This window comes from Brevundimonas sp. VNH65, from assembly GCF_049445955.1.
Classification (GTDB): domain Bacteria; phylum Pseudomonadota; class Alphaproteobacteria; order Caulobacterales; family Caulobacteraceae; genus Brevundimonas.
The window spans coordinates 54,331-68,723 of the sequence record NZ_JBMSDX010000001.1 but is presented as its reverse complement, the minus strand read 5'-3'; the positions used below and the strand labels follow the sequence as shown (position 1 = coordinate 68,723).

The 14,393-nt window shown below is 66.1% G+C and carries 14 protein-coding genes and 1 tRNA gene; 5 read left to right on the top strand and 10 right to left on the bottom strand.

Annotated features, from left to right (window positions below; all coding sequences use genetic code 11):
- Nucleotides 1–82 precede the first annotated feature (82 nt).
- A complete protein-coding gene (locus ACO2Q1_RS00340; protein WP_423327552.1) occupies nt 83–520 on the bottom strand; it encodes a hypothetical protein in 438 nt (145 codons plus the stop codon).
- A 306-nt stretch (nt 521–826) separates the two neighbouring features.
- Between ACO2Q1_RS00340 and ACO2Q1_RS00335 the strand changes: the two genes are divergently transcribed.
- A tRNA-Arg gene (locus tag ACO2Q1_RS00335) sits at nt 827–903 on the top strand.
- A gap of 447 nt (nt 904–1,350) precedes the next feature.
- Here the strand turns inward: ACO2Q1_RS00335 and ACO2Q1_RS00330 are convergent.
- The 6 genes from ACO2Q1_RS00330 to ACO2Q1_RS00305 form a co-directional block, all read right to left on the bottom strand.
- Entirely contained in the window at nt 1,351–1,707 is a 357-nt protein-coding gene (locus ACO2Q1_RS00330) for a hypothetical protein (RefSeq protein WP_423327551.1), read from the bottom strand.
- Between the two features lie 775 nt (nt 1,708–2,482).
- Entirely contained in the window at nt 2,483–2,914 is a 432-nt protein-coding gene (locus ACO2Q1_RS00325; RefSeq protein WP_423327550.1) for a TetR/AcrR family transcriptional regulator, read from the bottom strand.
- Between the two features lie 46 nt (nt 2,915–2,960).
- The gene (locus ACO2Q1_RS00320) at nt 2,961–3,302 is read right to left on the bottom strand and encodes a hypothetical protein (protein WP_423327549.1); all 342 of its coding nucleotides are present in this window, start codon (nt 3,300–3,302) and stop codon (nt 2,961–2,963) included.
- Nucleotides 3,299–4,033: an SOS response-associated peptidase family protein gene (locus tag ACO2Q1_RS00315; RefSeq protein ID WP_423327548.1), complete on the bottom strand. Its 735-nt coding sequence runs from the start codon at nt 4,031–4,033 to the stop codon at nt 3,299–3,301. The genes ACO2Q1_RS00320 and ACO2Q1_RS00315 overlap by 4 nt, the downstream gene beginning before the upstream one ends.
- Nucleotides 4,034–4,036: 3 nt before the next feature.
- A complete protein-coding gene (locus tag ACO2Q1_RS00310; RefSeq protein ID WP_423327547.1) occupies nt 4,037–4,429 on the bottom strand; it encodes a hypothetical protein in 393 nt (130 codons plus the stop codon).
- 322 nt (nt 4,430–4,751) lie between these two features.
- A complete protein-coding gene (locus tag ACO2Q1_RS00305; RefSeq protein ID WP_423328227.1) occupies nt 4,752–4,958 on the bottom strand; it encodes a helix-turn-helix domain-containing protein in 207 nt (68 codons plus the stop codon).
- Nucleotides 4,959–5,127: 169 nt separating this feature from the next.
- On the opposite strand from ACO2Q1_RS00305, the gene ACO2Q1_RS00300 reads away from it, so the two are divergent.
- From ACO2Q1_RS00300 to ACO2Q1_RS00290, 3 genes are all read left to right on the top strand, one after another.
- On the top strand, nt 5,128–5,910 hold the full coding sequence (locus ACO2Q1_RS00300) for a hypothetical protein (protein ID WP_423327546.1): 783 nt from the start codon (nt 5,128–5,130) through the stop codon (nt 5,908–5,910).
- 148 nt (nt 5,911–6,058) lie between these two features.
- Complete coding sequence (locus tag ACO2Q1_RS00295) at nt 6,059–6,259, top strand: hypothetical protein (RefSeq protein WP_423327545.1); 201 nt, start codon at nt 6,059–6,061, stop codon at nt 6,257–6,259.
- Nucleotides 6,260–6,396: 137 nt separating this feature from the next.
- On the top strand, nt 6,397–6,702 hold the full coding sequence (locus tag ACO2Q1_RS00290) for a hypothetical protein (protein WP_423327544.1): 306 nt from the start codon (nt 6,397–6,399) through the stop codon (nt 6,700–6,702).
- Between the two features lie 10 nt (nt 6,703–6,712).
- Here ACO2Q1_RS00290 and ACO2Q1_RS00285 read toward each other — a convergent pair whose 3' ends face one another.
- Both ACO2Q1_RS00285 and ACO2Q1_RS00280 read right to left on the bottom strand, forming a co-directional pair.
- Nucleotides 6,713–6,856: a hypothetical protein gene (locus tag ACO2Q1_RS00285; RefSeq protein WP_423327543.1), complete on the bottom strand. Its 144-nt coding sequence runs from the start codon at nt 6,854–6,856 to the stop codon at nt 6,713–6,715.
- Entirely contained in the window at nt 6,843–7,175 is a 333-nt protein-coding gene (locus ACO2Q1_RS00280) for an HGGxSTG domain-containing protein (protein WP_423328226.1), read from the bottom strand. The genes ACO2Q1_RS00285 and ACO2Q1_RS00280 overlap by 14 nt, the downstream gene beginning before the upstream one ends.
- A 25-nt stretch (nt 7,176–7,200) precedes the next feature.
- On the opposite strand from ACO2Q1_RS00280, the gene ACO2Q1_RS00275 reads away from it, so the two are divergent.
- The gene (locus ACO2Q1_RS00275; RefSeq protein ID WP_423327542.1) at nt 7,201–7,473 is read left to right on the top strand and encodes a hypothetical protein; all 273 of its coding nucleotides are present in this window, start codon (nt 7,201–7,203) and stop codon (nt 7,471–7,473) included.
- A 326-nt stretch (nt 7,474–7,799) separates the two neighbouring features.
- Here the strand turns inward: ACO2Q1_RS00275 and ACO2Q1_RS00270 are convergent, their stop codons facing one another.
- Nucleotides 7,800–14,393 carry an LPD38 domain-containing protein gene (locus ACO2Q1_RS00270; protein WP_423327541.1) on the bottom strand — a complete coding sequence of 2,198 codons (6,594 nt, stop codon included), beginning with the start codon at nt 14,391–14,393 and terminating at the stop codon, nt 7,800–7,802.

Sequence of the window (14,393 nt, the reverse complement as noted above, 5' to 3'; positions counted from 1 at the left end):
GCGAGGAAGGTGGGACGGGATTCGACCGGCATCAAGCGCCACCGCACAGTCGGACGGCGCTCAATGTGGACAGCGGCGCGGATCAGTCGGGTCGCACAGTGGCGCAACGGCTTCTGTCGCCGGCTTCGCAGGCCGCGACGTCGGCGCGCCAGCGGCTCATCGCCCGGTCGTAGGCCAGGGCCTGGTTGTCGGCCCGGGCCGCATCCGCTGCGCGATCGGCGACATAGGCCGCCGTCAGGGCGTGACGGCCGGCTTCGGCTGCGGCGTTGGCCGCCAGGGTCGCTTCCACATCCGTACGGTGCTCTGCGGCCAGTCGAGCGTTGTACGCCGCCAGGGCGCGATCGGCGACATAGACCTCTGTATTGAGACGGGCTGTGATCGCGCGCTCGCGCGCCTCGACCGCCGGCCCTTTCGGCACGACCGGTCCCGGATCGAGAGGCGAGGATTGCACGGCAGGCTGGGCCACGGCGACACCGGTCCAGAACATCGCGGACATGACGCTCAGGCTGACGATACGCATTTCACCCACTCCTCTCCGACGATCACGGTTCGGAAAGACAACCGCGAAGGGCCGGGGGAAGTTCCGCAGGCGACATCGTTAATGCGGGCGGAGGATCGGCCGGAACAGGCGCGAAACGAATCGGGATCGAATCACTGACTCGACCGAATTCGGCATTTGTTCCCTACAAGATATTGTATCTTAATGAGGATTAACCACAACTGTAAAGCCTGTTCCGGCGTAGCGAGACGGTGCAGCGGCGTAGGAATCTCGTCTGATCGACGATCGCTTTGCGCGCGCGCGCCGAACCCGCTAGGAAGCCGTCACGGTCCCGTAGCTCAGCCGGATAGAGCAAGGCTTTCCTAAAGCAGAGGTCGCAGGTTCGAGTCCTGCCGGGATCGCCAATGTTTCCCGCATGTTAGCGCATTGATGCCCGGCCGGCCCTTCCGTGGGGACACACAGGGGACACAAACTGGCCTTGCGACCTGACCTTTGGGTGCTCCCTAGCCCACCTCGATCCGGTCGACGATGACCACGACCGCTACAACGGCCGCCAGCACCCAGAGCGCGGCGATGCCAGCGATCAGCCACGGCTCAAGCGGGTCGCGGGGTTTCATCCTGCCATCCTGACACAGACCGGCGGCGGTCGCATCTCCGCCAGCGCCTGCGGGAGAACCGCCAAACTTCCTCAGGCTCGTGCGCGTCTATTACTTCCGGCCGCGTCGGCTGGCGTTAGCGACGTGAATGAAGGATGGCGGCTCGTCCGGGATGGGTGGAGACGAGCCGCCAAGGTCCGGGCTTCACGGACCCACCCTCCCCGTCAGCGGCGCTTGAAAGCGCCGCTGACAAGCTCAGGTCGCTTTGAGGTGCATGAGCGAAAAGGCGATGTCGCGCTGCTCGCCTGCCGCACGCGTCATCTTGTGCGGGGTGGCGATGCGGACGGACATGATCTCGCCGCGCCGCCAGGTCAGCGGAAGAACGATGTCCTTGGGCTCCCCAAGTTCAATCATCTGCACGCTCGGCGGCGTCTTGTCGGTGGAGATGCTGACAAGCACCCGATCAGCGTTGAGCTCGGACTGAAACCAGAGGCCGACCCGGAACTCCTTGGCGTCGGCGAGCGCGCTCAAGGTCAATCGGGTCTCAGGCCAGCACCATCCGTCGTCATGGAGGCCGTCCGCCGCCTCCACCTTTACGCCCTCAATCTGCACGTCTTTTTCCCCACAAGCACAGAGCCGCGACCCTATAGCGGCGAAATGTGAACGTGGTTAGCGACATTTTCGCCGCACCGGAAGTGACGGGTGCTGATCAGGGTGGCGGCCCGGTCCGGATTTGGGGACCGACCCGAGCCGCCGTGCCCGGAGCGCACCGGACGGCCGAACGGTGAACCCGGTTCGCGGCCCCGGCCATAGCGGAACATTCATCTAGCGGATTCACCGCTAGGCCGATCTCAGTAACAGGAGGGCCGGATTGTCCGACCATCAGCCCGCGGGCGACAATCCCAGGCGGCACCCTCGACGTAGGGCCGGGCGTCAAAACCAGGGCCAGCGGTCGGCGACCTGGACGCCAACGAACACCGCCGTTCCGACCAAGCATAGCACCAGACCGGCGATCAGCCAGGGCTCCAGCAGGTCACGGCATTTCAACGCAGAAACCACCTCATGAAGAGCCCGAAAAGGCCGCGTCGCCGCCTGATCAGCCTCGCGTGCCGCCCTCGCCCTTTGAATACCTGAACGATCATCCGGTGAGCCTAGACCACGCGGACGTCGTTCGCATCCACCTTTGATAGTCGGAGAGAGACCATGACCGCAGCCGTAGCGGCCGCACGTCCGCGCCAACTGGACTCGCATGGCGACGCCCGCTCCCATGGTGGCCAATTGGAAGCCAGTGACGCCCCCCCCCAGCCGGATCGAGCCATCGAGATTAAGTTCCCACTCGATCGTGTAGCGATCTCCAGGTTGTCAGATGAACCGGCAGCGATAGCCCTCAGTCACCAGCCAGCATCGCTCGCAAAGCCGCGACGGCCTTCTCGGCCGACGGCCCCGTCGCAGAGACCTTCTGGCCGCTACGCTCGAAGGCGTGTGCCTCGAACTGCCCGTCGGGCCGTCCACACAGGATCCATCCCACGTTAGGGCGTTCGCCCTGTAGCAAGGCCAACTGGTCCGCCATGCGGAAGTCTGGCGGCGGGCCGCCGATCGCCGCTGTCCAGACCTCGTCCTTACTGCTGAAGTGCGCGAAGATCGATCCCGTTGAGCGATCCATTTCCGACGCGAGATCGCGGAAGTTCACGGCCTCGAAGCCGCGCTCACGGAACAGGCGGGCCGCCGTCGTCACGATCAAGGCGCGCGTCGCCTCGCGCTGCTTGGAGCGTCGGCTCTTGAAGGGCGGCGGAGCGGCTGGCATCGGCGATTTGTGCATTGCAGTGTAATCGCAAGATGCAGATATCTGAACGCTTGACCAGCCCCTACCTGCTGTCGAGCTGCTTTCGAAGGTCCTCCGCCCCGGCCTGCATGAGCCGGGCATAGGACAGGACGGCGGCGATCCGGCCGCGATCGGTCCAGTCCGGGCGCGCCATGGCGTCGAGGTGGTCGGCGAGCGCCTCGGCGTCCAGCCGCACGGCGCGATAGTCTGCGGCGTGTCGCGCCACGCGCCGGGCGGCTTCGGCCAGTCCGGAAGCCGCCTCGATCAACGCCGCTGTCGCTCGATCGCGACCGGCCTCATTCCGGGCCTCATCAAACATCGCGAGGATCGGCCGCGTTCGCTCGCCCAGGTCTGCGAGGGCGTCGGCCAGTCGGTCGTCGGTCAAGACCCAGCGCCTTTGCCGTTGACGATCACGAGCGTCCCATCGGCCAACGGCCGTTGCAGCGCCTTGGCCTCATCCCAGGACGCGCGCAGCCAGGTGTCGCGCTCTTCTTCGGTCGTCAGGATCACCGGCATGGCCTTGGCGTGATATGTCTTCACCGGCTCGGCCGACTCTGTGGTCAGGAAGCCGAAGCACTCGAACTCTTCCCAGCCGGTTTTGATCTTCCGGACGGAGGCGTGTGGCGTCCAGAGACCGGCGAAGAACGTCAGGGGCTGGTCCTGATCCATGGCGAACCAGACCTTGGACCGGTCGCCCGTATGGTCCTGATCCGGCTCGCTGAATGACGTGAAGGGGACCAGGCAGCGGTTGGGTGGCTCTAGCCAGGGCCGCCAGTGAGCGTTGGGCTTGCCGGTCGCGTTGGTGGTGTTGCGGATGTTGGTGACACCGCTGTCGGGCTCCATCTTCAGCATCTCGGCGAAATCCACCTCCTTGCCCTTGGCCCGCAGCTTGTCAGCCCGTTTGGTCGCGGCCTGAAACAGCACCTGCTTGGACATGGGCATCCCCCAGCGCGCCAAGGCCAGTTCGCGCTCGCCCGCCGGGTTCACGCGGACAATGGGCGCCGCATAGTCAGGATAAACGTCAGTTGGCCCGCCGTTGCCGATGTCGCCGGCGAAGGCGCGGGCCAGCTCGCGGATCGCCTGCTCGTGGCTGGTGATCTTGTAGTTGTTGCACATGGCTTAGAAGCGTTCGGGCGGCGGAGTGTAAGGGTCTTCACCCCGGCCTTCGGCCCGTGCGGCGGCTGCAATCCATCGCCACTCTACGACAAGCTCCAGCAGTTCCAGCGCGCGATCAAACTCGGCGATCGCCCTGCTGTAGTCGCTGCGAAATCCCCGCTCGTGCTCCTTCCGCTGCGTCTCAACCATCTTGGCCTTCTGGCCCTCCACCCCCTTTAGGACGCCTTCGAAGTCGCGATCGGACCCGGCGCCCAGCTTGGTGGCCATATAGCTCCATGCGCCGTTCAACCGGTCGAGGCCGGCGCTGGAGGCCTGGAAGTTGTCGAGCTCCAGAAAGTAGCGCGCGATGATGCCCACTGCGGCGCGATCTTCGGGAGTGGCTTTGATCTCATCCATGGCTGGACCCCATCACGACGTCAGCCGCCTGTCGAGTCTAGGCGCGCTCCAGGGTGTGGCTCGCCGTCTGCGTTACGCAGTTCGTCCCAACAGACCCACCGGCGCATCTGGGGCGGCACACCATCGGCCGGGACCGCCGTCGCCGGATAGCCCCAGACCGGGCCTGTCGCGCCGCTGAGTTCGGCCCAGCACAGAACAGGAATCCGCCAACGCCATGCGTGGCCTAACGCGTTTGCAGCGCTTGAGGCCGGGAGGTGGCATCGGCGCCGGGTAGGCTAAGCGGCTCTCCGGGGACTGGATGAGGTAACCCCCAGGGCCACTATTAGACCGGGGGTTTCATCCGAGCGCCGGGCGCATCCCCGTTCAGTATCTCGACCCCGTGGGCGGCGAACGCGGCAATCAGAGCATCGCGGGTCGCGTCACGCGGCGGACGTCCGTTCTCGGCAGCGTTGATCGTCGGCAGGCTTACGCCGCTGTGCGTGGCCAGATCACGCATCGTCCACTTCAGGAGGGCGCGACCGGCCCGCATCGCTTCGGGTGTGAGATTCATCCCGACAGAATAAGCGATAACAGGTGTATTTACAAACCACACTTTTGCGATTACACTTGTTATCGTTAGGTCATTTCGGCCTAGTGGCTCGGGGCGGCGATCCCGGAAAGAACCCGCCGCCCCCTTTCCGAAGAAAGGCTCACTCGTGATGAGCAAATCCAAAGGTAAGCGCGGGTTCGTCGCGCCTCAAGTCAACGCGCCTGCCGTGTCGTCGTTTTCGCAGGCCCTCGCGTCCTTCGACGCTGCCGAACGCGCCAGCGACGCGTGGTGCCGGAAGCATGAAAACCTCCTCTCCTCCGACTACTCGCCGGAGCAGAAGGCCGAACGCGACCGCCTGTCCGCTTCATACCGTAGCGCTCTGGACGAGCTGTTCGGTGTGCGTGCGACGACGGCCGCCGACTTGGCCGATAAGATCGCCAGCCTCTACTGGCTCATGGAGGACGTGGAATATAACCCGCGCACCGAGACGGCGGCGGAGATCATCACTCACGGATCAGACGCCGACCAAGCCCTTCTGGCCTGCTACCTGGATGCCAAGGCGTTGGCCGGCGACTCCCCTCGACCGAGCGATGACGGAAAGGATGAAGTGGCGGCGCTCGCCGCGCGCTTCGAGACTGGCCCCATGCCCGCTTGGGACAAAGCCAGCTTGGAGCTCAGCACGGAAGAATGGGCCAAGCACCGCTTCTATCTGCACGTCGCCGGGGGGACGCTGGCGCGCGACAAAGACGGCCTTCTCGCGTTGGTGCGAGACTTGGGGCTGGACGGAGATTGGGGCCCTTCAGGCGACAGCGCCTTCGGTGCCCTACTCACCGGTCTTCACGACCTGGAAACTCGCGCCACCGAAATGGCGAAGGCCGCCCACGTCGCACACTGCCGCCTGCTAGCCGCCGCCGCCAAGGCGATGCACGACGATGAAGAGGCCGCGCAATGATCGGCGCAGTCCTCTCTCCCGCCGAGGCCAAGGCCCTCGATGACCTTGAGCACGACTGTGATCTGATAGGTCGCCGACCGCTCCCCTGCGAGATCGAGTGGGCGCTCACACGTGCTCGCCAGCGGAACGATATGCGGGAGGTTTGCCTATGAGCCAGCCGCCCGACGCGGTTGCCTTCGACGCCCGAGGCTTCCTTCGCGAGTTTGAAGCCATCGGCGGCCGGGTGATTTCCAACGGCCAGTCCTTCGCCGTCATCTATCCGGCGGAGACTGACATCATCCCAACGGCTTTGATCGACTGGGGCGCTGTGGTCGCGGAGGCGAACGATAGGGCCATCTACGGCCCATGATCCAACGTCTTTAGGGACTCCGAAAACCCAGGGCCGCTCCAGATCAGGGCGGCCCTTTCTTATGGACGCAATGCTCGTTCCGCGACACGCTGCGCTCTGGCTCCACTCCGCCTCCCGTTTTGCGCAAGGTGTCGCTCATGCCGAAGCCGCCGACCGTCGATGACCTGGAAGACTTCTGGGACATGCTGCAAGGCCCCACGGGCGGCCTTCTGCTTCAGGTTGGCGCTATCGTTGGCCGGCGGCTCGATGAACGTCGGCAAGCCTTGGCCGACCTGACCGACACCCAGATGCTGGATCTTCTCCATCCCGCGTTTCTGGAAGCAGCGCCCAAGGCCTATCCTCAGAGCGACGCCGAAACCGTGGCAAACGCGAACAATGCGATGTTCGCCCTCGCCGCCATGTCGATCTCCGCAAACGCCGACAGTACGGATGCGATCAACTGACGCCCTCCGATCAATCGTCATCGTCCCCGATCAACGCCGCGATGGCTTGCAGGTAACTGACCGGATCACAGCGTGACAACTGGCGGACAGCAGCTGCAACCTCCTCCGTGCTCATCGACTCCAGATCAGCCTCGATTTCCTCAAGCGATTTCATGCAGCGTGGTCCGACAGAGTTTCACCATCGCCTTCACCAGAGCCCGCGCCCGAACGGTCTCTTCCGTCCACCGTCCTGAGACGTAGTTTCCGTTTGCCTCGCCCTTCGGTGCGCCGGGGCTCCGCCCTCCGTGCATCCGGCATCGCTTCCGCCCCTTGATCGCTGGGGACTGGCACGGCGTCCCCGCCCTCGTTCTGGCTCCACACCGGCAGGCCCGGCGCAAACGGTAGACCAGCGGCTCCGGGTGTGTGGGGTTGTGCGAAATTTGATTGGCCTCCCCCGTGCCCTCCCCCCTGGACGACGGTCTGGTTTCGGGCATCGACGTAGACATAGCGGACCTCGACTTGCTGCTTTCCGCCTGTGCGGAGTTTGGAAAGGGCTTCGACCTGGGCCGTGAAGGTCCGCATGGTCTGGTTCATCATCCGGTTGTAGTCGTTCAGCGCGTTGCGATCAGTTGTCCGGAAGGCATGGCCGCTCAGCTTCATCGTCATCTCATGAGCCGCGCACATTTGGAGGGCCAGAGCCGTCTCGATCTCGGACTGTGGTTTGATGGAGCCGACGAAAGCCCCTACCTCCCGAGCGGCTTTGGCATATGCCTCCCCGCTTTCATCCTCTAAGGCGACGCCGCGCAAGTCGCCTGCATTTCGCATGAACGCATCGACCAAGGCGAAAGAGGTGGTCCCGAACGATTCCGCCCACAGCGCACTCCACCCCGCCGCGTCGTCGAACGATGCGCCAAGCGACACTGATTTAGGGCCGGTCACAGTCACCGCGATTTTCGGTGGCGTCCTGTCCTTGTCTCTCTCGGCCTTCCATCGGGCGGTGGCGCGCTTGATTGCTGCGGCCTGTGCATCGGTAGGCGGCGGGAGAGGCGCGGCAACAGGCTCTCGGCCAGCCTTCTTGGTCATCGTACTGTTCTTTGCTGATTTCCGTGGATTGGCCGTCATTGGCTGTACGCTCCGCCCGCCATCCGCTGCATTTCCTGATAGCGCTGACTGCGGTCGCCGTTCTGGAAGCGCTGCGCCCGGATGAACGGGATGAGGAAGCGCGCGTCCCGTTTCGCCTCCAACTGCCCTCGCATCTGAGCCCAGGCAGAGGCCGCCTGCTCCTCGCTCTGCGGAATCAGCGGAGACGGGACACGGGAAAGGTAGGCGCGGCGGGCCAGCTCCATGTGGGCGGCCGGGCTCGTGCGAGCGATGCGCGAAATCGGCTGTGACGGGTCCATAGGCGCTCGCTGGCCCCAGCCTTTGATCCCCGCCTCACCCAGAGCGTTGCGCATCTGGACCATGGCGAGGTCGGCCACCGCCCCATCAATGTCGCGGCGATCCTCGGGCGACAGAGGAATGACGGCGCCGGTCTCATCGCGAAGCTGACCCTCTCGCAGATCGCGGCGGAAGTCCGAAAGGGTCGAGACAGACTTCTGGACCCGGACCAGCGGATGCACGATCGACCAGCCGTCACCCAGCATGGTTTTGGCGGCGATATAGGCCCGCTCCTGCGGCGGCAGGCGGTTGTAGTAGTCGGCGGCCTCGGTGTCCTTCCCTTCCCGGATCAGGGCGCGATAGGAGCCCTCGGCCTGGGTCATGTCGCCACCGTCGCGCGAGACCTGATCCCAGAACTCCGCCTGCGAGCTGGAGCCGCGCGAAATCTCGCGGACGAACCGGCGTGCAAGGAACATATCCTCTGGCCCGGCAACGGTGCGAGGACGGCCCGTCACGGCCTCCCCGACCATGTTGGAGCCCTGCAAGACATAGCGTCCCAGCGAGCCGCCGAAGCCCGTGACGACGTGATCTACGACCGCAGGCGACACATTGAAGGTCTGGCCGATCAGCTTTCCGAGGTCGGACGTGTAGCCGTTGAACTGCAAGGAGGGATCGACCGAGCCGCGCAGATGGTCCGGCACGATCGGGCGCCCGAGGTGATCGCGGTTGCTGGCGATCTGAACCGGCACGGCGAGCGACGGAATCTCGTGCGGGGGCAGAACCGTATGGGCGAGGTCGGACAGCAGGCGCTCGCCCGCCGTAGGGTCGCGCATGACGACGCCTTCAAAGGTCCGCTCCAGCACATTCGAAAGGGTCGCCAACTCGAACGGCTTGGGCACGAACACCCATTGGCCCTGCGATCGGAAGATCCAGTTGGTCGCGCGCAGTTGGTCGCCGATCTCCTGATATTCGGGATCGTCCTGGTAGAGCATCCGCAACCCCAGACCGAGCGCGCCCAGCGCGGAAACCTTAGCCCACGCCTTCGCAGCGTGAGCATAGGCCTGCCGTTCGGCGACCGTGGTCGGCTGCCCCATCAAGGGGGCGAGCGCCCGGTGAAGCGATCCGTTGGCCGAGAGGACGCGGGTCGTCTTGTCCAGACCTTGCAGGGCGGCGTTCAGGAATGTGACCACCCGGGCGGCGGCGACCATCTTCGAGCCCCGGCGCCCGAAATCCATGTAGTCGCGGCCGATGAAGGTCGAACGGATCAGGGCGTCATAGTCGGACAGGCCTTCGCGTTTGGCCTCTGCGAACCCGCGCTTGAAGACCCCGAGGCGGGTCGCCGTCTCTGACAGGTCCGTGGCCTCAGCCAGCGCCCGCAATGGGTTGCCGGTCATCTGCCGCAGCTTGAAGCCCTTGCGCTGGAGGACTTGCAGTTGGGCCTGCGCCTCCAGATCGTTTCGAGGAATGGGATTGCGCAGGGCCGCGACATTGGCCCCGCCACGCATCCCTCCGGCCGACCCATACCGGATGGCATCCTGGCCACCTCTCAGCGCCTCAGCGCCGCCGCGCAGGGTGTCCACCACAGGAACGAAGCCGGTGCCGCTGTTGATCCACGTCGCCAGAGCGTCACGGATCAGGTTGGCGGCCCAGAACTCAGGAGAGAGCGTGACCCCGTAGCGGAGCGTTTGCGTTCCTGCCGCCATGGCGTCCACCACGACGTTGCGCAGCTCTTTGTTCATGCCCGTGAGGGCGTCGAACATGCTCTTTCCGAACTCGCCATCTGGCAGCAGCAGCGGGGTCTTCTTGCCATCCCGCCAGACGAAGACCACGGCTTCACCCTTGGCCGGACTGAACTCTGTCTGACGGAACATCTGCACGAGGGCGTTCGTGTCCTCGGCATCCTCCGCCCATTTCTGCATGGTGGCGATGTCGCGGCCTGACAGGCCCAACTCGTCGGCGGTTTTGCGCAGGGCCTCGGCCGCATTGACGGTGAACGCTTCAACCTGCTGCGCAGGGAGCCGTTCAACGATGGCGCCGCCGCCCGGTCCGGCTGCGTCCGCCAGATCGTCCAGCGCCTTCATCACGTCGTTGCGCTTGATGATGGCGTTGAGCTCATAGGCCCGCTGCATCATGGTCGAGAGCGGCGACAGGATATCCCGGGTCGATCCCTCGAACTGCTGCACCCCACCCGCGAACTGGAGCGCGCCGCGAGGCTTGCCGCCGCGACCGGCGCCCTTGTCCGACACATCCCGCATCAGGGGCACATAGTCCGGGTGCGCGGTCAGGCCGTGCTCGTAGCTCTCGCGGGTGATCAGGCCTGCTTCAAACTCTTTGCGCCACAATGCGCTGAGCCAGTCATAGACCTGGCCCGCCGCCTGGCTCCATTCCGGGTGGCTGGCCTCCGCATCCGCGATCACCTGTTCATGGAACTGGCGGGTGTTGCGATCGGGCGGAAACTCCAGCTCGCCGCGCGCGAAGCGGTCCCATTCGTGGATCAGCCGGCGCGCGATCAGATAGGCGTCGAACTCCCGCAGGGCGTCGAGTTGGTATTGACCCGTCAGCGTCGTTCCGAGCCCGGCCGTATCCAGAGCATCGGCCAGCGAGACGCCTTCCGGGTCGAGGCCCTGATACGGGGTGACCCCGTGCAGGATGTCGTTCAACCCGGCGGCCCCGGCGTCAGGTGTCAGGCGTGAAAGGACGTAAGGGTCTTTCGAGGGGCGAAGCTCCAGCTTGGCGCCGGTGTTCGCCAGATAGATGCGCTCAAGGTTGCGGGTAGCGATCTTGATAGGGTTCTTGTCGTCCAGCAGGGCCGTATAGACGTTATCCGCAAGACGCCGCACGACGGACCCAATGCCCTTGACCTTGGCTTCCTCGACCAGATCGCGGACGGGTCCCTTGCTCCCCGTGTAGGCAATGGACGCCTTGGCGACCTCGATCGAGTCGGACCGCAGCAGGTTCTGATAGCCGTCCTGAATGGCCTTCATCCGCGCGCCGATTTCCGGAGCGTCGCTGGCCATGGCCTGCTCAAAGGCTTGATAGAAGTTGGGCGCCCGGCGCTGGGCCTCGACCGGGTTGGTCAGATAGAGGCGCCCGAACTCGGCGAACCCTTCCTGCCTCAGGACATTCCGCGCCGCCCCCTCATAGGCCATCGCCTTAAGCTCATCGGCATGGGTCGCCAGCGCCGCCTGCATCGACGGGCCGCTGCGCTCATACTCCAGCGCGTGGGTGGCCTCGTGCGCCAGGACATTAAGCTCCTGAACCGCTTTGGTGCGGATGACCCCGCTGCCGGTGTCATACTCCCCAAGCGCCCGCTTCATGCTCAGGCGGCCCTGACGCTGTGTCAGGCCGAGAGCGTTGCGCAGATCAGTCGCCAGACCGGAGACCGTGTTGCCCGCATATTGGACGCCTTCGCCGCGTGGCACGGCGCCGGGACGGGGCGCGTCCTTCATCCCGTCGATACCCTGATTGGCGGACGGCAGAGCCTCTCCGAGGCGGCCTTCATACGCTGACATGTCGATGGCCAGCGGTCCGCCGGTCCCGTCGCCCATGGCGAGGCGTCCGCTGAACCGAGGCTGGGGCCGGGCCTCGGGTTGGGCGTAGAGGGGACCAAACCCCTGATCGGGATGGACGGTTGCGGCCATGTCCGATGCCGGACGGGCAAGCGGGCCGAAGTCGTCGGGGCCGATACCCCGCATGGCGGGAGGCATCTGGCCCGGCGTCTGGAGCGGGCCGAAATCTCCGATCTCAGCCAAAGCTGCGGCGACTGGCCGACCGGAAAAACGCGGAGCGATAGCCGAGGCCTCAGGCACGGTCGCTGAGTCTTGGACCTGCATCCGGGCCGACGCGGGGGCGTCTAGCGACTGGGGCTCGACCGGAACGCCGGAGAAACGCGGCCGGGACATGACCGCCGGAGCGGGCGGCACGTTGGCGACGCTGAACACAGGCGATCCGTCCGGGGTGCGCCAGCTTTCCGAGCCCATCCCCATCGTGTCGGGAGCACCCGCGCGAGACTCCAGCGTGGCGAGCGGGTTGCGCTCGACCTCGAAGCCGCGCCGTTGCAGCCCCTCCCAGACCCTTGCGGCGGCCGGGGTGACCTCCGCGTCGCTGGTCAGACGTGCGCCGGCTGTAGCGGCCTCTCTGGCGGCTTTGGCATAAGCTTGGACGGCGAGGCCTGCGCCGCGCTCTGCGGGGGGCAGTTCAGCGGTGCGGACGCGCCAGGTATTGTCCGGCCGCACATCCCCCGACACCACGCCACCAAGACGGCTTTGGGTGTGAGGCAGATCGACCCGGAAGCCTTCGGTCCCCGGCGACAGATAGTTGCCCTCGGGAGCGATCCGGGACACCCGCGCCGGGCTTGTCGTGAAGTCCGCCGGGGCCATCCGCTCGGGAAGATCCATGCGGGGAACGCGAACCTCCGGGGCAGCCTGCCCATAGCGCTGCGAGAGGGATTGCAGCGGCGGGCGTCCGGCAAGCCCAATGCCGCCGACATCCTCCGCTCGCCCAACCAGCACGCCCCTAAAGCGTGGCCCTCCCCTCAGTCGAGGCGGGGCAATCTCCGGCAGGCTCATGCGCTCCGGCCCACCGACGAACCCTTGCGGCGGCTGAACGGAGCGCGGGGCGAATGTCGGTCGGGCAGCCTCTACCGCCGCCATCGGAGACGGCTGACGCAGCGACAGAGGCGTCAGGGGCGACAAGGGTTCGCGGCGCAGGTCCGCTCGCGCCAGCGCGTCGTAGTCGATCGGGGCGCGGCTCGGCACCGGGGATGGCGAATATCCCCCGGCCTCGATCCGGCTGCGTTCGGCGATGATTTGCTCAGCCTGGCCCGATCCGCGAGAGACAGGCGCAGCCAATTCCCGAGGTCCGCCGTCGAACGTCCTGGCGAAGTCGGCGCGCACCTCGGCAACTGTGCGGGCGCGGTGGCCATCGAAGAAGATCGATCGATTGGCGCGGGCCGCCTCCGGAAAGAGGTTAGCCGCCACCGCATCATCGGCTGCCATGGCCAGTTGGCGGGCCTGCCCTTCCCCGAGGAAATGGGCCGAGTAGAGTTCGGCATCGGTCGGCGCGCGGCCGAGGGTCTGGGCCAGAGCCCGGCCGTTATCCTCAGTCAGGCGGGCGGCTGCGCGGGCGTTCAGCGCGGGATCGGTGCGCAGACGCAGAAGGGCGTCCGGATTTGTGCGGGCCAACGCCGCCGCGTCACGAACGCCAAGCTCCTCGCCATACTTGCTGAGAACGCCCAACCACGTGCGGTCGGTGAACTGATAGAGGCCCGTCGCGCTAGAGGTGCCCGCGCGGGCGGAGGGATCGAACGCGCTCTCCCTTTCAGCAAGCCGCGTCATATAGTCGGCGGACAGGCCTCGCTCGCGAGAGGCTTGATCGATCACACCTTGAATCGCGGGCGGCGCAGCACGGCGGCGGGGTGTGTTGGCGGGCGGCTGGGTGATCGGGCCGGTATCGACGGCGACGCCATCGAACCGGGGCACCGGGTTCTCGATCGATCGCCCGAGGCTTTCCGCCGTGTTGGCGATCAGGCGCCCACCGAAGCGACCGCCACGGACAGCGGCGCGCCCCACAGCCGGAGCCGCTTCGAAGCCTCCCCGGATGCCCGCCCCAAGAGCGCCAGCGAAGGCCGTCTGCACAGGCGAGTAGCGATCCTGAACACCGGCGGCGACATCGGCGGCCTGACCTGTCGCGTCGGCTGCAGCGTTCACGGCCCCATCGACCGCAATCCGCCCGAGGATCGAACGACCGCCGCCGATGATGCCGGAGAGAACATTCGTCGGGTCCGCAAACGCTCCCGTCAGAGCCCCGCCAAGCGTGGTCACCCCGGCCGCGCCCTTGCCGACCACGCCGCCAGGGGCATCCCGCCACCCGTCTCCATTCACGCGTGCGTCGAACGCGTCTCGCCGGGCGCGCTCGGTATCACGTGCCTGTGCGCCGAAGGTCCTGAACTCGATCGGTTGCCCCGAGGCAGGATCAATCTGGGTGTAGGTATCCGGGCCGCGCGTCGTCGCCCAACGGCCGATCGCCATCAGGGGGTTGCGCAGCGCCGTGTCTTCGACGGTGTCAGAGAAGCGCTCTCCAAGCGTGCGCGGGCGGGCCTGAACGCCCACAGGATTCGCGGGAGCAGGCGTGGGGGCGGCCTGGGCGTAGACCGGGCGTGCGTTGCTGAACCGGTCAAGGCCGCCGGTCTTGCCGCCTTGAGTCTCCAGCCACGGAGAACCGTCCTGCCCGAGCGTATAGGTCGCCGGGCCGTCGTCGGTTTCGAAATAGCTGATCCGAGAGCCGCCGAACCGAGGGCCGGAACGGGCGACCGGACGGCCGGGAAAGCGCGCCAT